Annotated in this window: 19 protein-coding genes, 1 tRNA gene and 1 pseudogene; 8 read left to right on the top strand and 13 right to left on the bottom strand. The window is 66.5% G+C overall.

Annotated elements, in window-relative coordinates:
* Window positions 1–145 precede the first annotated feature (145 nt).
* Window positions 146–940, top strand: coding sequence for an SHOCT domain-containing protein (locus tag ACEVQ6_RS06965; RefSeq protein WP_374888191.1), 795 nt, complete (start codon window positions 146–148; stop codon window positions 938–940).
* Between the two features lie 116 nt (window positions 941–1056).
* On the opposite strand, the gene ACEVQ6_RS06970 is transcribed toward ACEVQ6_RS06965, so the two are convergent.
* Window positions 1057–2721: a M20/M25/M40 family metallo-hydrolase gene (locus tag ACEVQ6_RS06970; protein ID WP_374888192.1), complete on the bottom strand. Its 1665-nt coding sequence runs from the start codon at window positions 2719–2721 to the stop codon at window positions 1057–1059.
* 136 nt (window positions 2722–2857) lie between these two features.
* Window positions 2858–3913, bottom strand: a complete 1056-nt coding sequence (locus tag ACEVQ6_RS06975; RefSeq protein ID WP_374888193.1) for an aldo/keto reductase — start codon at window positions 3911–3913, stop codon at window positions 2858–2860.
* A 161-nt stretch (window positions 3914–4074) separates the two neighbouring features.
* On the opposite strand from ACEVQ6_RS06975, the gene ACEVQ6_RS06980 reads away from it, so the two are divergent.
* The 4 genes from ACEVQ6_RS06980 (at window position 4075) to ACEVQ6_RS06995 (ending at window position 7114) form a co-directional block, all read left to right on the top strand.
* The gene (locus tag ACEVQ6_RS06980; RefSeq protein ID WP_374888194.1) at window positions 4075–5178 is read left to right on the top strand and encodes an endonuclease/exonuclease/phosphatase family protein; all 1104 of its coding nucleotides are present in this window, start codon (window positions 4075–4077) and stop codon (window positions 5176–5178) included.
* A 2-nt stretch (window positions 5179–5180) separates the two neighbouring features.
* Complete coding sequence (locus tag ACEVQ6_RS06985; RefSeq protein WP_374888195.1) at window positions 5181–5918, top strand: NUDIX hydrolase; 738 nt, start codon at window positions 5181–5183, stop codon at window positions 5916–5918.
* A 68-nt stretch (window positions 5919–5986) separates the two neighbouring features.
* Window positions 5987–6904: a PhzF family phenazine biosynthesis protein gene (locus tag ACEVQ6_RS06990; protein WP_374888196.1), complete on the top strand. Its 918-nt coding sequence runs from the start codon at window positions 5987–5989 to the stop codon at window positions 6902–6904.
* A gap of 134 nt (window positions 6905–7038) precedes the next feature.
* Window positions 7039–7114 (top strand) — tRNA-Lys (locus ACEVQ6_RS06995).
* Window positions 7115–7181: 67 nt separating this feature from the next.
* Here ACEVQ6_RS06995 and ACEVQ6_RS07000 read toward each other — a convergent pair.
* The 9 genes from ACEVQ6_RS07000 to ACEVQ6_RS07040 all read right to left on the bottom strand — a co-directional run bounded on the left by ACEVQ6_RS07000 (window position 7182) and on the right by ACEVQ6_RS07040 (window position 15996).
* Window positions 7182–7673 (bottom strand): tyrosine-type recombinase/integrase, encoded by a 492-nt coding sequence (locus ACEVQ6_RS07000; RefSeq protein ID WP_374888197.1) that lies wholly within the window; start codon window positions 7671–7673, stop codon window positions 7182–7184.
* A gap of 108 nt (window positions 7674–7781) precedes the next feature.
* A complete protein-coding gene (locus tag ACEVQ6_RS07005; RefSeq protein WP_374888198.1) occupies window positions 7782–8165 on the bottom strand; it encodes a response regulator in 384 nt (127 codons plus the stop codon).
* Window positions 8165–10477, bottom strand: a complete 2313-nt coding sequence (locus tag ACEVQ6_RS07010) for a GAF domain-containing protein (RefSeq protein WP_374888199.1) — start codon at window positions 10475–10477, stop codon at window positions 8165–8167. The genes ACEVQ6_RS07005 and ACEVQ6_RS07010 overlap by 1 nt, the downstream gene beginning before the upstream one ends.
* A 28-nt stretch (window positions 10478–10505) precedes the next feature.
* On the bottom strand, window positions 10506–10931 hold the full coding sequence (locus ACEVQ6_RS07015) for a response regulator (RefSeq protein WP_374888232.1): 426 nt from the start codon (window positions 10929–10931) through the stop codon (window positions 10506–10508).
* Window positions 10932–10943: 12 nt separating this feature from the next.
* Window positions 10944–12053: a PAS domain-containing protein gene (locus tag ACEVQ6_RS07020; RefSeq protein WP_374888200.1), complete on the bottom strand. Its 1110-nt coding sequence runs from the start codon at window positions 12051–12053 to the stop codon at window positions 10944–10946.
* A gap of 89 nt (window positions 12054–12142) precedes the next feature.
* A complete protein-coding gene (locus tag ACEVQ6_RS07025; RefSeq protein ID WP_374888201.1) occupies window positions 12143–13408 on the bottom strand; it encodes an MFS transporter in 1266 nt (421 codons plus the stop codon).
* Between the two features lie 156 nt (window positions 13409–13564).
* Window positions 13565–14455, bottom strand: coding sequence for a PhnA-like protein (locus tag ACEVQ6_RS07030; RefSeq protein WP_374888202.1), 891 nt, complete (start codon window positions 14453–14455; stop codon window positions 13565–13567).
* Between the two features lie 146 nt (window positions 14456–14601).
* Window positions 14602–15012 (bottom strand): TIGR02588 family protein, encoded by a 411-nt coding sequence (locus tag ACEVQ6_RS07035; protein WP_374888203.1) that lies wholly within the window; start codon window positions 15010–15012, stop codon window positions 14602–14604.
* A 108-nt stretch (window positions 15013–15120) separates the two neighbouring features.
* Window positions 15121–15996, bottom strand: coding sequence for a TIGR02587 family membrane protein (locus ACEVQ6_RS07040; protein ID WP_374888204.1), 876 nt, complete (start codon window positions 15994–15996; stop codon window positions 15121–15123).
* A 155-nt stretch (window positions 15997–16151) separates the two neighbouring features.
* Here ACEVQ6_RS07040 and ACEVQ6_RS07045 point away from each other — a divergent pair, with 155 nt between their 5' ends.
* Window positions 16152–17633 carry a phospholipase D-like domain-containing protein gene (locus ACEVQ6_RS07045; RefSeq protein ID WP_374888205.1) on the top strand — a complete coding sequence of 494 codons (1482 nt, stop codon included), beginning with the start codon at window positions 16152–16154 and terminating at the stop codon, window positions 17631–17633.
* Here the strand turns inward: ACEVQ6_RS07045 and ACEVQ6_RS07050 are convergent.
* Window positions 17583–18551: a putative bifunctional lysylphosphatidylglycerol flippase/synthetase gene (locus tag ACEVQ6_RS07050; protein WP_374888206.1), complete on the bottom strand. Its 969-nt coding sequence runs from the start codon at window positions 18549–18551 to the stop codon at window positions 17583–17585. The two genes, ACEVQ6_RS07045 and ACEVQ6_RS07050, sit on opposite strands and share 51 nt — an antisense overlap.
* 105 nt (window positions 18552–18656) lie before the next feature.
* Between ACEVQ6_RS07050 and ACEVQ6_RS07055 the strand changes: the two genes are divergently transcribed.
* Window positions 18657–19418, top strand: coding sequence for an endonuclease/exonuclease/phosphatase family protein (locus ACEVQ6_RS07055; protein ID WP_374888207.1), 762 nt, complete (start codon window positions 18657–18659; stop codon window positions 19416–19418).
* A 101-nt stretch (window positions 19419–19519) separates the two neighbouring features.
* Window positions 19520–20185, top strand: a complete 666-nt coding sequence (locus ACEVQ6_RS07060; protein ID WP_374888208.1) for a GntR family transcriptional regulator — start codon at window positions 19520–19522, stop codon at window positions 20183–20185.
* Between the two features lie 227 nt (window positions 20186–20412).
* Here the strand turns inward: ACEVQ6_RS07060 and ACEVQ6_RS07065 are convergent.
* A pseudogene (locus ACEVQ6_RS07065) lies at window positions 20413–20572 on the bottom strand (IS5/IS1182 family transposase); the annotation flags it as partial.

A 20572-nucleotide genomic window follows, 5' to 3' on the forward strand; every position in this document is an offset into this window, starting at 1 on the left:
CAGGCCGTTGCTTTTACGCGCGTCTTTTCGCAAAATCGCGACACGCTGCCGCAAAACATGCCTTCGCCTCGCCCTTGACCCCATCCGTCATGGCCCCATTTCTGAGAAGATGGAGCGCGGTGGGCGCTTTGGCGGGAGTGGCGGAATGATGACCTTGACGTCGGCGGGCGAGTCTCTGGTCGAAGATATGGCGCGGCGCCATGGCCTTGGCACCGAATCCGTGCGGGCAATGCTCGATGCCGTCCAGCGCGGCCAGGGCGGGATGGCGCAATTCTCGATCGCCGAACTCGGCGGCAGCGGCCAATGGATGCGCGGCGGCATGACCATGGTCGGCGACATGTTCAACCATGGCCTGAAGGCGAAGGTCGACGCGTTGTGCTCCGACCTCGCCCAGGCGCTGATGGCGGGCGGCATCTATGCGTCCGCCTCCGCCGACGGCGATGCGCGCTGGTGGCCGCAGGATCTCGGCACGCCCTCGGCGACCGGCTGCCAGAACGGCGGCGCCTATGCCGTCTTCCCCGGCGAACGCAAGCTCGCGATCAGGTCGGCGGGCGGCGTCGCGGTCTACCACACCGCTGATCATGTGATCGGCGGCGTCAGCCAGCAGCAGGGCGGCGGATCGAGCCTGACCTTTGCCAGCCAGCACGGCTCCTTCGCCGTCGACAGCCTGGCGCGGGCCGACGGCGCCCCCACGGGCGGCAGCACCTACCACACGCAGGGCGTCGCCTCGATCCCGCAGCCTCTTGTCAGCGATCCCGTGTTCGACGCCACGAAGGCGGCGGCGATCGAGGATGCAGGCGCCCGGACGTCCGCCGGCGGCAGTCCCGGCACGGGCGACATTCTGGCTCTCATCGAAAAGCTCGGCGCGCTGCGGGATGCCGGCCTGCTGACGGCGGAGGAGTTCCAGGCGAAAAAGACCGATCTGCTGTCCCGGCTCTGATCCGGAAAATCATCCGACCTGAGTGAAACACGGGTCGGCAAAAGAATGATTTTAAATCGATGGCTTGAAGCGTTTCTCAGATTCGATTGGGTCGAACCGCGCCGAATGTCCGACGCTCAACCCTTGGCGCCGAGCGCGGCAAGGGCGGCTGCGTGGATGATCTCCGGCAAGACCGCGAAGCTGTAGGGCATGTGAACGCGTTCCCATCGCTGGTGATAGTCGCGCCCCCAGGGACCGATATTGACGACGGGGAAGGACAGGCCGTCCGCCTTCGCCGCGTCGACGAAGGCGGGGCAGGGGGTGTTGGCGGCAATGCGCATCGCTTCGTCCGGGTCCGGCCGGTGGCCGAGGAAGCTCATGTCCGAGATGCCGGCGAAGAACGGCTTCGCCGTCAGGGTCGTCCCATGCCGTTCGGCGACGGCGCGGGCGGCTGCCTCGACCGCCGCGGCAAAGCGCATTCCGTGCCGCCCATGCGCGTCGACATGCACGCGCGGATAATGCAGCGTGGAAAAGCCGACGACGATGGCGGGGCCGCCGATGCCGGCCTCGGTCACCATCGCGTCGACAACGCTCCTCGTTGCCGACAGCGGATCGTCCAGCGCGGCGGCGTTCTCCTCGGCCGTCCGCAGGCGCGCGGCCGCCTGTTCGCCGCCCCGGGCGATCGCCATCGCGCGCACCGCATCCACCCTCAGGACGCGTCCTTCCGGCAGGGACGGGGCGGGTTCTCCCCGCGCGGCGAAGAAGCGCCCGGCGTGCTGCCGCTGAAGGGCGATGGCCGTGGTCATGGCCGTGCCGGCGATCGCGGAAAACTCGTTCAGGATGTCGGCGGCGCTGCGACGATGGGCGAGCCAGTTGAAGGACAGCCAGACCCGGCCGGGCGTCGTCACCTCGTATCCGGTCCGCATGTCGCGCGCCTCGAGGCAGACAGGCGCCGGCGCGGTTTCGCCATGGGCGCTGTCGCAGAGCGCGCTGTTCGTTTCCATCGCCCGCATCAGCTCGGCGGCGATCAGATGGGCGCTGACGCCGTTGAAGGCGTAGCCGGCATGGGTCTGCCGCCCGAGGACGAAGGCGAAGGGCGAAAATTTTCCGACCGAACCGAGATAGAGCGCCTGGCCGTTGATGCCGGAATCCTCGTCGTCGCTGGTCGAATCGAGGTTGATGGCGCCGACGATGTCGAGATCGAAGGTCTGCGCGATCGCGGGCAATTGGTCGCGCAGCGCGATCATGCCGCGCGAGCGGTTCTCCTCGTCCGGCGTCGCGCAGAAGATCAGCGTGCCGTTCCGCTCGGGCAGGGCGGCGAAACGCTCCAGCGCGACGATCGCGGCCGCAAGCCCGGATTTCATGTCGAGCAGGCCACGGCCGGGCAGGAAATCGCCGCCTTTCAGATCCGCAAGCGTGCGCGCCTCGACGGCGCTCAAGGTCGGGGCCGCCGAGAGCGTGTCGACCAGGGCGTCCCTCAGTGCCTCCGGTTGCGTGGCGAGCGGCGCGAGCGGCCCGTACGTGTCGATCGACACCGTGTCGAAATGGCCGGCGAGCACGACCGCGTTGCGGCCGCGCCCGCGCACCACCGCGACGACGTTGCGCCGCGCCGGATCGCCATGGCTTTCGAGCGTCAGCAGGTGGTCCGGATGGGCATGGACATAGGGGATTTCCCGCAGAAGTTCCGCGAGCTTCCCGGCAAATTCGGCCTCTCCGTCCGTGCCGGTGACGCTTTCCCAGCCGGTCATGCGCAGCGACAGGTCGCGCGTGCGGTCGAAGGTGGAGGGCGTCGCGTTCGGCATGGCGGGTGGGGCTCGCGAAGGGGCGGGGACGCGCGGGCAGGAGGCTTGGGCGATCGTCTGATCGGGCGACATGCCGCCCCGCGAAGGCAGGGCGGCATCTTCCGTCTTCAGGGGCGGGACGGTTCCCGCCGCCTGCCTATTTCAGGTGCGGGCCGAGCAGCGACAGGTCGGCCTCGCCGAGGCGGTCGGCGACGGTGTTCTTCTGGTGCCAGTAGGGATAGAGCACCGGCGGCAGGCTGACGGCGTCGAGCCGGGCGCGCTCGTCGTCCGAGAGCCTCAGGTCGGCGGCGGCGAGGTTGTCGTGGAACTGCTGCTCCGTGCGGCCGCCGATGATGACGGAGGTGACGCCCTTGCGGCCGAGCGTCCAGGCGAGCGCGACCTGCGCGGCGGAAACGCCCTTCGCCTCGGCGATCTCGACCAGCACGTCGACGATGTTCCAGAGGCGGTTCTCGTCGCGGATCGGCGGTTCGGTCCAGCCGGCGAGCTGGCGCGAACCTTCCGGCGCCTTCTGGTTGCGGCGATGCTTGCCGGAGAGCAGGCCGGCGGCGAGCGGGCTCCAGACGAGGATGCCGAGGCCCTGATCGAGCGAGATCGGGATCAGCTCGTATTCGGCGTCGCGCGATTCGAGCGTGTAGTGGATCTGCTGGCTGACGAAGCGCTGGCGATGCTCGACGGTGGCGATGCCGAGCGCCTTCATGATGTGCCAGCCGGAAAAGTTCGAGCAGCCGACATAGCGGACCTTGCCCTGGCGCACCAGCGTGTCGAGCGCCTCCATCGTCTCCTCGAGCGGCGTCGAGCCGTCCCATTCGTGCACCTGGTAGAGGTCGATCACGTCGGTCTTCAGCCGGCGCAGGCTCGCCTCGCACGAGCGGATCAGGTGATACCGCGACAGGCCCTGGTCGTTCGGCCCCTTACCCATGGCGAAGCGGGCCTTGGTGGCGATCAGCACGCCGTCGCGATAGCGGTCCTTCAGCACCTCGCCGAGAACCTCCTCGCTGGCGCCGTCGGAATAGGCATCCGCCGTGTCGATGAAATTGACGCCGGCATCGAGGCAGATGTCGGCGAGGCGGCGCGCGTCGTCGACGCCTTGGTTGCCGGTCATCGCCGCCCATCCCTTGCCGCCGATGGTCATCGTTCCCATCGTCAGCGTCGACACCTTCAGGCCCGAACGGCCGAGCAGTCTGTATTCCATCCCTGGTCTCCCCCTTGGATCGGTCACGTGCCGTGACTGGATATAATGCCCGCGACCGGAATCAAAGCCCCGAAAGATCACAAGAACTTTGACGGGCGGGGCGGTCGACTTTGACGCGTGATGCTCTATAGCTGGTCGCGCGCATGTGATGGAAATCCTCGATGTCCCTTCGACTGGCCAGCTTCAACATCGAGAACCTGATGAGCCGGTTCGATTTCACCGGCTTCCGCAACCAGCTGAAGCAGGACCGGGTGCTGCGCCTGTTCGACATCCGCAGCGAGGCCGACTACCGCCGGCTGGAGGAGGCGCGCACGGTCGCGATCACCGACGACACGCGCCAGCTTTCCGCGCTGGCGATCGCCGAGTGCGATGCCGACATCCTCTGCCTGCAGGAGGTCGACGACATGGCCTCCATCCACGCCTTCGAATATGGCTATCTCTTCCGCATGGTCGGCCACGGCTATCGGCAGAAATACCTGATCGAGGGCAATGACAGCCGCGGCATCGACGTCGCCGTGCTGATGCGCGAGACGACGCGCGACGGCGAGGCGATCGAATGCATCAACGTCACCACCCATGCCGGCCTCGCCTATGCCGATCTCGGCCTGTTCAACGCCGATCTCGCGCGCACCAATGTCGCGAGCGACCGGATCTTCCGCCGCGACTGCCTGGAGGTGGAGCTTCGCATCGGCGGCCGGCCGCTGACGCTCTTCGTCGTGCATTTCAAGTCGATGGGCCCGGGCCGCGACGGCCTCGACGGACGCCAGGCGACCATGCCCGTGCGGATCGCCGAGGCGGAAGCCGTGCGCATCCTCGTGTCGCGCCGCTTTCCCGACGGCCTTGACGCGGCACCTTTCGTCATTTGCGGCGACATGAACGACTACCAGGAGCGCATCGACGTCACCGGCGACCGGCGCAACGGTTTCGGTTTCGAACACCGCGTCGAGGCAGCGAGCGCGCTCGACGTCTTCACCCGCGACGGTTTTGCCGAAAACGCCGTGGCGCGGCGGCCGGCGCTCGACCGCTGGACGCTCTTCCACGCACGCGGCCCGGAGGAGCGCCATCTCTGCCAGCTCGACTATCTCTGGCTCTCTCCGGCCCTGTCGCGGCGCAATCCGGTGGCGGTGCCGGAGATCGTGCGCGCCGGCCAGCCGTTCCGTACGCCCTTTCCGCCCGGGCAGGCGGTGGAGCGTTTTCCCCGCATCGGCTGGGACCGGCCGAAGGCCTCCGACCATTGCCCTGTGGTCATGGCACTGGATCTTTGACGATGAGCGACGTTGACAGCAATCCGGCCGGGTGGCCGCCCGAGAACACGGTGTTTCCCGTCGCCTCCGCCATCGTTACGGTGTCGGACGAGCGTCACCCGTTCGATCTGCGCGAGCGCGCCCGGGCGGCCGAAAACTGGGAGCGCGAGATCGCCGCCAACCCCGCCCTTTTCGATGGCCGCATGGTGCTGCAGCACCGCGTGCGGATCGCCGAAGGCGTCGTCGAGAGCCGCGCCCATCTCGTGCCGTTTTCGACCTTTCTCTGGTGGCGCAGGACGAAGCCCGCGGGCGCCGCCTACCATCTCTTCGCCCTTCCGGTCATCCTCTCCTCGGACGGCGCGGTGATCGCCATCCGGATGGCGCGGACGACCGCCAATCCGGGCCGCGTCTACTGCGCCGCCGGATCCCTCGACGCGAACGACATCGTCGACGGCGTCTGCGATCTAGACGCCAACATGGTGCGGGAGGTTGCCGAGGAGACCGGGCTCGACCTTCGCGCCGCGACCGCCGAGCCGGGGTTCCACGGGGTCCACGTCCAGTCCGCGATCACGCTGTTTCGCCGTTTCCGCTTCGCCGAGACCGCCGATGTGCTCGTCGCCCGGATCGCCGCCCATATCGCCACCGACCCGGAGCCGGAGATCGACGAGGCGATCGCGATCCGCGACGCCGATCCGGGCCGGCACACCTACGCTACCTTCATGCCGCCGATCCTCGCCTGGGTGTTTCGCGAGGCGCCCTGATCCGTCTTGCGCGATGCGTCCTGCCTTGGCACTCTCCGGCGCAGCGACGATGCCGGAGGAGACGGAAAATGGCGAGGCCCTACGCGATCTACGACGTGTTCACGGAACAGCGGCTTCAGGGCAATCCGCTGGCCGTCGTCTTCGACGCGGAGGGTCTGGAGACGGCGGCGATGCAGGCGATCGCCCGCGAATTCAACCTGTCGGAAACGGTCTTCGTGCTGAAGGCCCGCCATCCAGCCCATGCCGCGCGCCTGCGCATCTTCACGCCCGGCCACGAACTGCCTTTTGCCGGCCACCCGACCGTCGGCGCGGCGGTGGCGGCGGCCGAGCGGGACTATGGCGAGGACGCCGGCAGGCTCGATCTGGTGCGGGTGTTCGAGGAGGAGGTCGGCCCCGTGCGCTGCGCGGTGCGCCTCAGGCCCGGCGATGTCGGTTTCGCGGAGTTCGACCTGCCGCGCAAGGCGGCACGGCACGGCTTTTCCGTCGAGCGGCAGGCGCTTGCCGACGCGCTCGGGCTGAAGGCGACGCAGGTCAACTTCGAAAATCACGTCCCCTCGCTGTGGAGTGCCGGCGTGCCCTTCGTCCTGGTGCCGGTGCACGATCTCGCCGCCGCCGGCGCGGTCGTCTTCGACGCGGCGCGTTGGGAGAGGATCGCGCCGATGGCCGAGGGCCGTGTCGCGGCGGCCTATGTCTATTGTCGCGGCGGCGTCCACCATTCGGCGCGGTTTCACGCCCGCATGTTCGCGCCCGAGATGGGAATCGCCGAGGATCCGGCGACCGGGGCGGCCGTCGCGGCGTTTTCCGGTGCGATCCACCACTTCGACGCCCTTGTCGACGGCCACCACCCCTTCCTGATCGAGCAGGGCGTCGAGATGGGCCGGGCGTCCTACATCCATCTCCACGTCGACGTGACGGGCGGTGCCATCACGGCATCCCGCATCGGCGGCCACGCGATCCGCGTTGCAAGCGGCACGCTCGACGTCTGAGGCCACCCGCCGCCGCTTTGCTCGCCCCGTGCGATTTTTTCGGGAAACCGCAAAAAATCTCCCGAACGGAACTGGACATCCCCGGCGAAGGCCAGTATACGCCCACTCACCGCAGCGAACGCAGCGGTGACGGCGGGTGATTAGCTCAGTTGGTAGAGCAGCTGACTCTTAATCAGCGGGTCGTAGGTTCGAACCCTACATCACCCACCAAATTCAATGACTTACAATGACGTTCAAGAACCGGTTTGGAAGATTTGCGTCCAGTTTGGAGCGTTGTTTACTTTTCCTTCCCTTCCAATTTTAGAATAACTAAATCCCCTCTGCCTGCCTCGTGCCCGAGGTAATGCGTCTCAAGAACACTTCTCACGTCTTTGATGGAGTGCCCGGAGGCCTCCGCTATATCATCTATCGATGCTCCGGCTCTTCGTGCCATCATAATGAATGTGCCACGCAGGTCATGGAACGTCAGGCCTTCGACAACTCCGCTACAGGCTTTGCGCCACGACGCGCGGAAGCCATCACTCGTCCATGGTTTGCCGAACGAGTTGTTCAAAATGCAAGTCGACAGGACATCTCGATTTTCGTTCTCGGACTTCAGCCGTTCGATCGTTGCGCGCAGTTCATCCGAAACCAACACAGAGACCCTGCGGCCGGTCTTGGCTTGTTTTAGCCTGATGTGCCGGCCATCATACGCGCTCCACTGCAACTTTAACAGGGCGCCTTGCCGCTGGCCCGTCCATATCGCAAGAACCAAGGCATCAACGATCACTTGCGGCGCGGATGCCTTCAGGCTGCTCTATACCCCTCTTCGGGGTGGGCGAACAGGGGCTTGCGGCGAGGGGCACCATCAAGGTTGCCGCCGGTCGTCCGATGGGCTTCACGTCGCCGACAGCATCTCGCGGATCTTTTCGACGATCTGCTCTTCCCGGTAGGGTTTTGCAAAGAAGGCCGTCTCGGCCGGAATACGATGGCCGGGGTCCTCCAGGTAGCCGGAGACGACGATGACCTTGATCGGTGGCCAGCGGTCGCGGATGATCGCTGCGAGGCGCATCCCGTCGATGCCGCGCGGCATGTCGACATCTGTGAAGACGACGCGGATGTCGTTGCGCGATTCCAGGATTTCCACGGCTTCCGTGGCGTCGGCTGCCGCAACCGCCTTAAAGCCCGCCGCCTCGACGAGGTCGATCGCGGCAAGGCGCAGCAGCGGCTCGTCCTCGACCACGAGGATGATCGCCGCGGGAGATCCATCAAATTCCGTCATCATGACTGCCTCAACTGGGAGACCAGACCTCGCATCTCGACGTTCAGCCCGTCGGGGTGATAATCGATATCGACGCCGCCGGTTCCCATCAGGCCGAGGCGGATCAGACGGGAGCCGAAGCCCTTGCCCGAGGCCTGGACCACCGGCGGGCCGTCCCGTTCCTGCCAGGTCAGGATCATCGCCGTGTCGCTGCCGGTTCCCTCGATCCTCCAGGCGACCCGGACCGTGCCGCAATCGTTCGACCATGCCCCGTATTTCAGCGCATTCGTGCCGAGCTCGTGCATCAGCAGCGCCAGCGACAGCGCCGTGCGCGGCCCGAGCTCCATGTCGGGGCCCTCGATGCTGTAGCGTTCGCGCAGCGAAAGCTGGCCAAGCACGGAATCGATGACGGCGGTCATGCGGGCGGACGACCAGTCCTGGAAAAGCAGGACCTCATGCGCCTTGGACAGGGCGTGCAGCCGGCTGGTGAAGGCTTCGACAGGGCCGCGCTCGGTGATCGGCCGCAGCGTCTGCGTGGCGATCGCCTGCACCATCGCCATCGTGTTCTTGAGACGGTGGCTGATCTCCTGGTTGAGCACCTGCTGTTCCTCTTCCGCCCGGATGCGGGAGATCGCCTCGCGCGTGCGGTCGGCGATGGTTCGCACGAAGTCCTGTTCCTCGGCGGTGAAGTCATGCGGCCGGTCGTAGTGGACGAACATCACCCCGACAAAGGCGCCATGTTCCATGATCGGAAGATTCACGAGCACGGAGACGCCGAGGGATTGCAGGAGGGGCGCGAAGGGGGCCGTGCGCGGATCGACGCTGACATCCGGAATGATGACGCTGTCGCCGCGCTTCAGATCGTCGATATACGAGCCGTAGTCGCGGAAGAGGTGCAGGCCGGCGACGGTGAACATCCCCTCGGCGCACCATTCCGGAAGCATCTGGACCGTCTCCGCCACGGGATCGACGATGCCGTAGCCGGCGCGCGTCGCACCGTGCAGGTTGCGCGCGATGATCTCCGCGGCGGCGAAGGCGACTTCCGTGACGGTGTTCAATTCGCGGATCCGGTCGCCGAGTTCCAGGAAGGCGATCTGCCGGTCTTCCGAACGCTTCTGCGCCGTAGCGTTGCGGGCGACCTTGATGAAGCCCGAGACCTTGCTGTCGGCATGCCGGGGCAGCGGCCGGATCGTGCCGTCGAGGAACACCGTCGCGCCGTCTGCGCGTCGATGCCAGCGGCGGTCCGGCGCGACGCCGTCGCGGCGTGCCTTTTCCATCTCCTCCTCCGGCGCTCCGGCCGCGCGATCCTCCTGCGTGAAGATCTCTGAGAACGGCTTGCCGACCATGTCGTCCTCCGACCAGCCGAAGGTCTCCTCCGCCCCGCCGAACCAGCTGGTGATCCGGCCGTCATCGTCGAGCGTGAGAATGGTGTAGTCCCTGGCGCCCTCGACGATCAGGCGCAGCGTCGTCTCGCTGTCGCGCAGCGCCTCGAGCGCTTCCATCCGGTCGGTCACGTCGGCGAAGACGATGATGAAGCGGTCGCCGCCGATCGCCTGGATGAAGCCGTCGAACCAGCGCCCGAGCGCGGCAATGTTCCGGGTGAACCGAAGATTGTGCCCGCTGTCGATCACCTCCGTGGTGTCGCGGATCCATGTCTCACCCGTCTCCGGAAGCAGGTCGCGGAGGCTTCTGCCTTTCGGCTGCGGGGAGGGGATGGCGAACATCCGTTCCCACGCGCGGTTGCCGGTTTCGAACACGCAGTCGACGACGCGTCCGGCCTCGTCCCGGACGACGGCGCCGAGGATCAGTCCTTCCTCGAGCTGCTCGAAAATATGGCTCCAGCGGCGCTCGGAGAGGAAGGTCGCGATCTGGTTGGAGATGAGCGTTCCGATCCGGGTCAGAAGTTCGAGGTCTCCCTCCGTCCAGTCCCGTGGCGCCCCGTCGATTGCGGCCAGGGCACCGACGACCGTGCCGTCGGGAAGGGAAACGGGAACACCCATGTAGGAGATCACGCCGAGATCCCGGATCGCCAGATTGTCGCGCACCAAATCATGAAGTGTCGCGTCGCCGACGATCAGCGGCGCGCGCGCATGCACGACATGCTGGCAAAACGAATGGGTCAGCGGCGTTTCCGAGATCGCCGCCCAGGCCTCGGGCAGGCCGACATGGCCGATGAAGACCTGGCGGTGCGCGTCGAGGATCGAGACGAGGGCGACAGGACAACCGACCCCGGCCTTGACCACCTCGACGATGTCGCGGAATTCGCGCTGGTTGGCAAGGTCGAGCAGGCCGGTGTGGCGAACGGCGTCGATGCGGTCGAGGATCGTCTTCAAGGTCGTTCGTGTCCGGTCCGTGCGGATGTCAGGGGGTCTTGTCGGCAAGCGCCGAGGGGGAGATCACCAGGCTTGGCGGCGGCATCAGGCCGGCCTTTTCGCCCGCGACATAGGTTTCGATGAAGGACAGCGCATTCTGCAGTCCGTTCACGGTGTAGGGCTTCTCGATCGCACCGAGCGCGCCGGCGAAGTCTTCGGGAATCCGCTTCAGATTTCCGGAAACGAAGACATAGGGTATGCCGCGGCCGGCGAGATGCCTGCCGACGGCGATGCCGGTCGGGCCGTCGATCAGCTGGATGTCAACGAAGGCGAAATCCGGGGATTCGGCGTCGATCAGCCGGATCGCCTCGCGGCTGTCGCCCGCCACGTCGACCACCTCGTGGCCGGCCGCTTCCACTTCGCTCTCCAGCTCCATCGCCAGCAGCATCTCGTCCTCGACGATGAGAATCCTCAACACCATGCCCCTTCAATCCTTGACCGGCAGGGTCACGCGCACTTCTGTGGCATGGCCCTCCACGGTCCGTTCTATCTTTGCCCGCAACTGCTTTGAACAGGCCTCCAGCATCCTGCGGCTGAAGGCGTCCTCTTCCCGGTCCACATCCACCGGCGTCACCGTGTCGGCGACGCGCACGAGGAAATGGCCGTTAAGGCGCCGGACCTCGACATGGATCCGGCCGCCGCCGTCCGAAAGGCCGCGCCGGACCGCGTCGCCGATCAGCTCATTGATGATCAGCGCCAGGGGGGAGGCTTTCGTTGCCGGCACGACGACCTCGTGCAGGTCGGTGGTCAGCGCGATGTCGGTGCGTTTCAGCGCACCGACGACATCGACCACGAGCGTCTTGGTGAAATCGGCGACGTCGAAATGTCCCACATCCTCGTCGTTCAGCAGTTTCCGCTGCACGGTGCTCAAGGCCTCGACCCTGTTCAGGACCGACATCAGCGTGCGTTCGACAACGTCACTCGTCGTCATGCGCGCCTGCAGCTTGACGATGGAAGCGATGGTGAGGAGGTTGTTCTTGACCCGGTGGTCGACCTCGTGAACCAGCGCGGTCTTGGCGCGCAGCGCCTCGGAAAGGTCGGCGGTGCGGCGCGCCACTTCCTCTTCCGCCAGGTGACGGGCGCGGGCGAGCTCCGCCTCCTTGCTCTTGATGTTGGTGAAGTCGAGCTGCGAGGCGAAGAAATAAATGACGTCGCCCGATTCGTCGCGCACAGGGCTGACGAACAGCGCATTCCAGAACCGTGATCCGTCCTTGCGGTAGTTCAGGATATCGACGGAGATGTCGCGCTCTGCCGCGATCGCGTCGCGCAGCTTCGACACGGCCTGCGGATCGGTGTCCGGCCCCTGGAGAAGCCGGCAGTTGGCGCCGACGAGTTCCCCGACGCCGTAGCCGGTCAGTTCGCAGAACGCCCGGTTGCAGAAGATGATCGGATTGTCGTCCTGGCGCGGATCGGTGATCAGCATCGGCATGCGCGTCGCCTTGAAGGCGGCGGCAAAGGGATCTTCCGAGGCATGGCTGGAAACGAGGCGCTCGCCGGCGTCGTGGGCGCCTTTTCGCGCGTTCGGTCTGTCGATCATGAAATGTCTCGTGTGTCCCCTGAACCCGGTAAAGCCTGAATGTTCATTTGGTTCCCGTCGATCGCGAATATTGTTGAAGGCGCTGCCGGTCAGACCGGCGGCATCCGTGCGAAAGCGTCCCTATCCGTTCCGGCAGGCCGTTCCGGGGTGATGAGATGGCGCGACAGGCAGAAGACGGCAAGGGCGATCAGCGCCACGCCGCCATGCACCCAGTAGGCGAGCTCGTAGCCGCCGATGCCGGTCAGAAAACCCGCCACGACATTGCTCAGCGAGGCGCCGATCCCCTGCACCGTCATCACTGCGGCGAGCCCGACATTGAAGCGTCCGGTTCCCGAAAGGATGCGCTCCGCCGCGATCGGCGTCGCGATCCCGATCAGGCCGGCGCCGACGCCGTCGAGGATCTGCACCGGGTAGATCGCATTGAAACCCGTAAAGGTCCCGGCGATCGCGCCGCGCAGCGGAAGGGCGGCGAGGGCGACGATGAAGACGAGGCCGAGCCCGAACCGGCGGATCAGCCACGGGGCCGCGAGCGCCATGGCGATCATCGACACCTGCGCGACGCCGGTCGTGATCGCCGTCGTGCGGAAGGGTGTTCCGAGCTGGATCGAGAAATCCTGCGCGATCAGCCGGCTGATCGGCGCATTGCCGAAATGAAAAATCATCAGGGTGACGGCGAGGAGGACGAGCCCCTTTCGGCTGACGAGGACGGAGAATCCGGACGGTCCGGGTGCGCCGTCGTCATGGGCGAGACCGCGCGCCGTCACATGATCGATCCGCGACGGATCGATCGCGGCCACGGCGAACAGCGTCGCCGCAGCGGTGACCAGCATCATCGCGATCACGCCCGCTTCGCCGAAATAGGTGGTGGCGATGTAGATGCCGGCGAGCGAGACGACATTGCCGGCATGGTTCCAGAACTCGTTCCGCGCCACCTGGTCGGAGAAGCGCTGCTCGCCGACGAGGCCCAGCGTCAGGCCCATAAGCGCCGGGCCGACCACGGCGCCGACGATCGCCGTGACCGACTGGCCGCCGAACACAGAGGCGTTGTTCGGGCTTGCCAGCGTCCAGAGCGCCGCGAGCGTGACCAGGATCACCGGGAGGACGATGAGGGCGCGCTTGTGTTTGGAACTGTCGACCCAGGCGCCGAACAGGGGCGTGGCGATCATGCCGAGGATGCCGCCGAGCGTGGCGACGATGCCGAGCGTCATCGGCGACCAGCCCTTGGACGCGAGGAAGCCGTCGAGGAACGGCCCGAGACCGTCGCGCGCATCGGCGAGGAAAAAATTGAGGAAGGCAAGGGCGACGAGCGAGCGGTCGGTCAGGCGGGAGGAAACGGGGGCGGACGTCGACGGCATGCTCCGGGCTCCGGTTGACATGTGTGGAGGAGCACCCGCGCGGCCGGGGATGCTGTGAGGGTCTGCTGGAGTGCGAAGAGAAAGGTGTTCGGCGGTGCCGAAGAGAAATCAGGCCGGTCCCGGGAGGGGGTGATCCCGGGACCGGCCTCGGCAGCGTCAGGCGATCGGCTTGGCCGCGGCGGCGCGGCTGCCCCAGACGCCGCCGAACCAGGCAGCAATGGCGCCGATGACCAGCGCGATGAAGGCGACGAAGGCGCCGGCAGACACGGCGCTGGCGGTCATGTCCGCCGCGGCGACCGCCTGCTCCTTGGCGGCGGCGACCGCGTCCTTGTACTGCTGCTCATAGGCGGCAACCTGCTGGCGCGCCTGATCGACCGGAATGCTCTGCGCGCGGGCGATGGCGTCGGCGGCGCGGTTGCGCGCGGCCTCGGCTTCCGCCTCGTTGCCGGTCAGCGCTGCCCGCACGGCCTGGACCGCAGTGTCGCGCAGGGCGGCGGGATCGTTTCCGCCGCTCGCCTGGCGCACGTTCTGCTCGATCGTCGCGAGCGGGTCCGTCGCCGCTGCCAGCGCCGGGGAGGCTGCGGTCGCCGTCGTCGCCACGGCGGACCCGGCCGATGAGATGACGCTTCCGAGCCCCGAAAAGGCGCCGCCGACGATCGCGCCGATGGACGTCGTCAGGAGGTAGAAGACGACCAGCGTGGTGACCGCCCAGCTCGAAATCCCGTGCAGTCCGCCAACGGCGCGCGCAGGGCGGCCCGACAGCCGGCTGGCGACATAGCCGCCGATGAAGGACGCGACGAGGCCGCTGACGATGAACCAGGCGGCCGTGCTCAGGGAAAAGGTCGTCGCCGTCGGAGTGTCGCCGGACACCGGATCGATCACGGCCGCGCCGACGCCTGCACCGAGGAGGTTCAGCAGGAGCTGCGTGGTCAATGCGACGGCGACGCCGGCCAGAATGGCGCCCCACGAGACGCTGCTGACGCCGGCATATCGCGCCACCGCGACATCAGGGTTGAGGACCGGGGTGATGGTAGAGGAAACGGCCATGCAATCAATCTCCGAAAACGCTTGAAACGCGTGCAACGCAGAAACGCGCGAGCGAATTTTCGGTTCCGCTTAAATGATTTGAAACTAAAGAAAAATCTCCGTGCAATCGCCGTCCGGATGCGACGGATCCGACATCGCCTGTCTTTTCAGGGATCCGCATAGCCTGTCGCCCGGATCTCGAGCCTCTTTCCGGAGGGATCCGTACGGAAGATCAGCGCGCCGGATGCGGTGGAGGCGGCGGGTACATAGTCGAGCGTGACCTCGGCGCTGTCGATGAGGCGGTCCGGCGCGCTGATCTCGCCGCGGATCCTGACGGCGGCGGCGGTGACGCTGGCGGTGTTGGTGACCGAAAAGCGCACCTGGTAGCCCCCGGACCGTGGGAGGGCGTCGAGGATGGCGATGTGCAGGTCTGGCGCCTCGTCGCTCTCTGTCAGCGCAGCATGGGCGATCCAGCCGAGCATCGCCAGAACCACGACGGCGCTGACAAGCCCGGTCAGCCATTCGATCCAGTGCGGATCGTTGCTCTCGGCATGCGTCTTTCCGTTCGATCGCGTCATTTTGGACCCTCACGCATGGGCAGCCGAAACAGGGCGGTGCGTCACTTCGAAAACCGGAGGAAAGTCCATCATCCGCACCCTTTCATGTCAGAGGATCGGCCGGGCATGTCAGAGAATCAGGCGGGCGCTGGCCGCGCCGATCGCGCCGGGGAGGTTGAGGATGGCGACCGACATCAGGACCTGGGTCGGCGCGACACCGCCCAGCCGCTCGAATGTCCACAGGCAATAGAGGCTGATCAGAGTCGCGATCACGTATCCGGGCAGGGTGAAGCGGATGAAGGCGTGCCAGCCCGGCGTGCCGTCGCCGATGCTGGGGCTGCCCTTGAACGACACGGCATAGACGAAGCCGTGCATGAGGACGATCGAGAGCGCCATCATCGCGAGAGCATGCCAGAAGCTCATCTTGTAAGAGACCAGGATCATTTCCTCCGTCGGCGCCACGTTGAGGGCGAGAAAAAGCGCGCCGACGGCCATCATGAAGAGTTCCTCCCCGTAGCGCGTTTCGCGGACGCCGCCGTCCCCTTGACCGTCCCCTTGACCGTCGCTGTCATCGCCGCCATCCCCCGCGTCGAGCTGGCTGCGCCCGAGCAGGGCGCCGATGCTGGCCGGCACCGACGACAGGGCAATCTTGCCGAGGGTGGCGTCGGGATGATCGCCCGGGACGAGGATCCCGGCGATCGCCAGCACGATCGCGCTCGACAGGATGCCGATGGCGTAGGCGATCGATGCGTCGCGGAGCGCTTCGCGCCAGCCGGCGGTCTTCTCGAAGCCGATCCTGTCGGAAAGCACGATCAGCAGCGGAATGGTGACCACTAGGAGGACCAGCAGGCGAAAGCGGTCCATGTAGAAGCCGAGCGCCCACATCTCCATCGTCAGGAACATCGGCAGGGCGAAAAGCAGCGCGCCGCCGACCCCGCGCCCCAGTCCGGCGACGAAGCGCCGGTGGTCGAAGCCGTCCCGTGCCCGGCCCGTCGTTCCGCCCATCCGTCCGTCACCCCTCCCGGCTGAAATCGCGACCCCGATCCCCTGCACATTTAGCGCGCGCGGCGGCGTGAACAGGGGAACATTCTGCCGCGCCACGGGTTTTTTCGACGCTGCGGCGGACGCGCCGCGCGCGTCGGGGAAAAATGGGGGTCGTCGTGCAGGACAGTCAGTCGAAGCCGGTCGAAGGCGCACCCGTCGTCGCGATCGGCCGCAATGCGTGGATGGCGGCGGACGCAGACCGGATGGCGGTGCTCGTCGACGGTCAGGCCTATTTCCGGGCGCTCGCCGACGTTCTGTCCCGCAGCCAGCGCTCGATCTGGATCGTCGGCTGGGATTTCAATCCCGACATCCGCCTGACACCGGACATCGAGGGTGCGCCGACGCTCGGCGCGTTCCTGCGCAACCTCGTCGACCGGACCCCCGACCTGGAGATCCGTATCCTCGTCTGGGCGATGGGGCCAATCTATTCGGGAAAATCGCTGAAGCTGTTCCGCAAGAAGGGATGGGTCGACCATCCGAGGATCCATCTCCATTTCGATCTCAACCATCCGCTGCGCGGGTCCCATCACCAGAAGCTGGTGGCGATCGACGAGACGGTCGCCTTTCTCGGCGGCATCGACCTGACCGCGCGCCGGTGGGACGACAACCGCCACCTCGCCGTCAACCCGCTGCGCGTCTCGCCGGACGGCAAGCCCTACGAGCCGGTGCACGACATGCAGGTCGCGGTCGGCGGTGCGGCCGCCCGGATGATCGCCGATCTGGCGCGGCGCCGCTGGAAGCGCGCGACCGGCCGTGTCGTCGATCCCCGCCCCGGATCCGGCCCGCTTTGGCCGGAGGGCGTCACCGCCGACATCGCCGGTGCGCGTGTGGCGCTGGCACGCACCGAGCCCTGGACCTTCGGCCGGCGCGCGAAACAGGAATCGCTGAAGCTGACGGTTGACATGATCCGCGCCGCCCGGCGCCATATCTATATCGAGGCCCAGTATTTCGCCGCTTTCGGTCTTGCCGAGCTCATCCGGGCGCGGCTCGCCGAACCCGACGGCCCCGAGATCGTGGTGGTCGTCACCCGCATCTCGCACGGTTTCCTGGAAAAGGTGATGCTCGGGGAAAACCGCGACCGGCTGATCCGTTATCTCAAGCGGCATGATCCGCATGACCGTCTCTGGGTGATGTATGCCGTCGTTCCTGACCCTACCGCGCCTGCCGGCACGCAGGACGTGCTGGTCCATTCCAAGCTCCTGATGGTCGACGACCGGCTGCTGCGCATCGGCTCCTCCAACCTCAACAATCGCTCGGAAGGGCTGGATACGGAGGCCGATCTCGCCGTCGAGGCCGCGACACTGCACGACCGGCAGGCAATTGCCGCCCTCCGTCATCGCCTGATCGCCGAACATCTCGATGCCACGCCTGACGCGGTCGCGAAGATCATGGAAGAGACGGGCTCGCTGATGGAAACGATCCGTCGGCTGAACTTCAAGCCGCGTGGGCTGCGTCATTTCGCCATCGACGTCGAAAAGGGCGCGGTCGAGCCGGTGCCGGGGACCGCGATCGTCGATCCCCGCGAACCCCTGGCGCCTTTCCTGCGCCTACGCCGCGGCGCCGGCTCCGTGGGCGCGTGGCTCGCCGCGCTTCTCTGACGTCGCGTCTTTGCGCGGCGTGATCAGCCATTCGCTGAGAAGAAGGGTCGGAAGCCCGATGAACAGCGGGATGAAGTAGTAGACCACCCGGAAGGCGATGACGGCGGCGACCGACGAAGCGCCCGGAAGGATGTGCGTCACGGTCGCCTCTAGCACGCCGATACCGCCCGGAACGTGGCTGACAATGGCGGCGACGTTGGCGATGATCGAGACGGCCACCACTTTCAGATAGCCGGCCTCCGCCAGCGCCGAGAGCATCTGGTGCAGGCTCGCGGCCACGAAGGCGAAGTTGAGGGTGCCGATCAGCACCTGGCCGACCGCGAGCTTGGCGGAGGGCAGGGCGAAGCTCCATGTCCGGAAGCGCAGCGGCGTCCGCAACGTCGCCGCCAGCGCCACATAGGCGACGGGAACGAGGGCGCAAACGAGCGCGAGCATCCGGATCCCGCCCGGGCCGATCGGGATCATCCGCGTGGCGTCGTCGGGCCGGAGCATGAGGCCGATCGCGCCCATGGTCGACAGGCCGAGGGCGACGGTGACGCCGCAGAACAGGATCACCTTGGCGACGTCCTCGGTCGTCAGCCCCCAGCGGCTGTAGAAACGGTAGCGTACCGCGCCGCTGCTCAGCGCCGCCACGCCGACATTATGGCCGATCGAAAGGCTGACGAAGGAGGCGAGCGCGGTCTTGTGAAAGGCGAGGGGCTTGCCGGCATAGCGCACCGCGAGCGCATCGAAGCCACCGAGGCAGAGATAGGAGCAGGCCGCGAACGCAAGCCCGAGTGCGAGATGGCCGGCGGAAATGGAACCGAGCGCGGCTAGGACCTCGCCTGCTGAATATTCCTTGAGAGTATCGTAAAGGAGATACACCGCCACGCAGATCGCGACTATGACGACGAGGCGGAGAGCGAGGCGAAGGGCCATGCGGCAACGGTTCCCGGGTGTGGATCGGATCAGGCTGGACACAGGCCGTCAAACAAGGCGGGCCCTCCGTGGAACGAACGGCGCGGCCGGGTGTTCCCCCCGGCCATGACGATTCCCGACTTTCCCCCGCACAGCCGACATTTCACGCTGCTCACCTACAATGTGCACAGCTGCCGCGGCACCGATCGCCACCACGATCCGAAGCGGATCGCCGACGTGATCGCATCCCTTTCTCCGGACATCATCGCGCTGCAGGAACTGGATGTCGGCCGCAAGCGCACCGGGGGCGTCGACCAAGCGGAAACCATCGCCGCGCATCTCCAGATGCGCTCGCACTTCCATCCTGCGCTCAGCGTCAGCGAGGAGCATTACGGCGACGCCATCCTGACCGCGTGGCCGGCGCGCCGCGTCAAGGCCGGCCCGCTGCCGTCGATCGGGGAGCCACGCGGCGCGCTCTGGGTCACGGTGACGATCGGCGGAGAGGAAATTCATGTGGTGAACACCCATCTCGGCCTGCGGCGGCGCGAGCGCATCCGTCAGGCGGAAGCGCTACTCGGTCCCGACTGGCTCGGCAGCGCCGACCTCGTCGGCAAGCCGCTGGTGTTTGCCGGGGACCTCAACGCCGTGCCGTCGTCCTCGGTCTTTGCCCGGTTCTCGAAGCGCTATCCGCCGCCCTCGAAGGTGGCGCAAAGGCTTGCGCCGACATTCCCGAGCCTCTGGCCCCTCCTGAGGCTCGACCATGTGTTCGGCAACGACCGTCTCGAGCTTCTCGATCTTCGGGTGGTGAAGACACCTCTGGCGAAAAAGGCCTCCGATCATCTGCCGCTCCTCGCCACCCTCAGGTTTCGCGGCGAGGCGTCTGCCTGAACAAGGCTAATCCCGGAATCGGAGGTTGCGAGGCGACCGGGATTGCGGGCGCGGCCGCAGATGCTATACCAGGGCTGTGATCACTAATCGCAGACCTGTTCATGGCCGAGAGCAAACTCAACAAGCTGACCCGCAATCCCCTGCACGAGCAGACCTACAGCGAACTGCGCGCGGCGATCATGTCGGCCCGCTTCGCGCCGGGCGAGAGGCTGACCGTGCGCGGCGTCGCCGACATGCTCGGCATCAGCCCGATGCCGGTCAGGGCGGCCTTCATGCGCCTCGTCGCCGAAAAGGCCGTGGTGCAGGATGCCAACGGCTCGGTCTATATCCCGAAGATGACGCGGCAGCACTACAAGGAACTGATCGAACTCAGGGCGCTGCTGGAGGGCAGGGCGGCCGAGATGGCGGCGCCGCTGATCACCGCGACCGAACTCTCGGCACTCGAGGTGGTGGCCCGCGACCTGACGGCGGCCTCAAAGGCGGCGGATGCCGAGCGGTATATCGACCTCAACCAGCGCTTCAAGTTCGGCATCGTCGCCGCGGCGCGCTCGGCCGCGCTGGAGGATCTCGTCTCGCGGCTGTGGCTGCAGGTCGGTCCCTTCATGCGCTATTATGCGAGCGAGGTCAGCGCCCAGCATGCGCTCGACCGGCACGACGACGCCGTCGAGGCCTTGAAGCGCCGCGACGGGCCGGCGGCGCGCATCGCCATCGAGAGCGACATTCTCGACGGCGCCAATTTCCTCTTCGCCACCGACGTGATCGACTGAGCCGTCGGGGCAGATCCCGCCGAGGCGGGATCGCTTCAGCGTTGGACGATGCGGTCGGAACAGAAGGCAAGGGCTTTTCGGCTGGCTTCGTCGTCGGACATGCCCTTGCTGTTATGGCGCATCGTCCGGAGGTCCAGTCCGATCGCGATTTGACGGGACATGCTCCATCCTTTTGTTTTTGCCGCCTTGTCCCACGCCAAAGCGATCCCGCTTCGGCTGGACAAGCTCTAGGACACGGACTCATAAGCTGATGCGATCCACATTCTCGTGGCGGCGATCTTGAGTGCTGCGAGGTAGTTGTCTGCCCGGTGGTCATATCGCGTTGCCAAGCCGCGCATCTGTTTGATGCGATTGAAGAACCGCTCCACGAGATTGCGCTGGCGGTAG

Source organism: Ensifer soli, assembly GCF_041928815.1.
GTDB lineage: Bacteria > Pseudomonadota > Alphaproteobacteria > Rhizobiales > Rhizobiaceae > JBHFEI01.

What these genes read in the sequence shown, in the direction of transcription:
- ACEVQ6_RS06965 (WP_374888191.1), top strand. Translation starts at nt 146, where the DNA reads ATGATGACCTTGACGTCGGCGGGCGAGTCTCTGGTCGAAGATATGGCG.
- ACEVQ6_RS06970 (WP_374888192.1), bottom strand. Translation starts at nt 2,721, where the DNA reads ATGCCGAACGCGACGCCCTCCACCTTCGACCGCACGCGCGACCTGTCG.
- ACEVQ6_RS06975 (WP_374888193.1), bottom strand. Translation starts at nt 3,913, where the DNA reads ATGGAATACAGACTGCTCGGCCGTTCGGGCCTGAAGGTGTCGACGCTG.
- ACEVQ6_RS06980 (WP_374888194.1), top strand. Translation starts at nt 4,075, where the DNA reads ATGTCCCTTCGACTGGCCAGCTTCAACATCGAGAACCTGATGAGCCGG.
- ACEVQ6_RS06985 (WP_374888195.1), top strand. Translation starts at nt 5,181, where the DNA reads ATGAGCGACGTTGACAGCAATCCGGCCGGGTGGCCGCCCGAGAACACG.
- ACEVQ6_RS06990 (WP_374888196.1), top strand. Translation starts at nt 5,987, where the DNA reads ATGGCGAGGCCCTACGCGATCTACGACGTGTTCACGGAACAGCGGCTT.
- ACEVQ6_RS07005 (WP_374888198.1), bottom strand. Translation starts at nt 8,165, where the DNA reads ATGACGGAATTTGATGGATCTCCCGCGGCGATCATCCTCGTGGTCGAG.
- ACEVQ6_RS07020 (WP_374888200.1), bottom strand. Translation starts at nt 12,053, where the DNA reads ATGATCGACAGACCGAACGCGCGAAAAGGCGCCCACGACGCCGGCGAG.
- ACEVQ6_RS07025 (WP_374888201.1), bottom strand. Translation starts at nt 13,408, where the DNA reads ATGCCGTCGACGTCCGCCCCCGTTTCCTCCCGCCTGACCGACCGCTCG.
- ACEVQ6_RS07030 (WP_374888202.1), bottom strand. Translation starts at nt 14,455, where the DNA reads ATGGCCGTTTCCTCTACCATCACCCCGGTCCTCAACCCTGATGTCGCG.
- ACEVQ6_RS07035 (WP_374888203.1), bottom strand. Translation starts at nt 15,012, where the DNA reads ATGACGCGATCGAACGGAAAGACGCATGCCGAGAGCAACGATCCGCAC.
- ACEVQ6_RS07040 (WP_374888204.1), bottom strand. Translation starts at nt 15,996, where the DNA reads ATGGGCGGAACGACGGGCCGGGCACGGGACGGCTTCGACCACCGGCGC.
- ACEVQ6_RS07050 (WP_374888206.1), bottom strand. Translation starts at nt 18,551, where the DNA reads ATGGCCCTTCGCCTCGCTCTCCGCCTCGTCGTCATAGTCGCGATCTGC.
- ACEVQ6_RS07055 (WP_374888207.1), top strand. Translation starts at nt 18,657, where the DNA reads ATGACGATTCCCGACTTTCCCCCGCACAGCCGACATTTCACGCTGCTC.
- ACEVQ6_RS07060 (WP_374888208.1), top strand. Translation starts at nt 19,520, where the DNA reads ATGGCCGAGAGCAAACTCAACAAGCTGACCCGCAATCCCCTGCACGAG.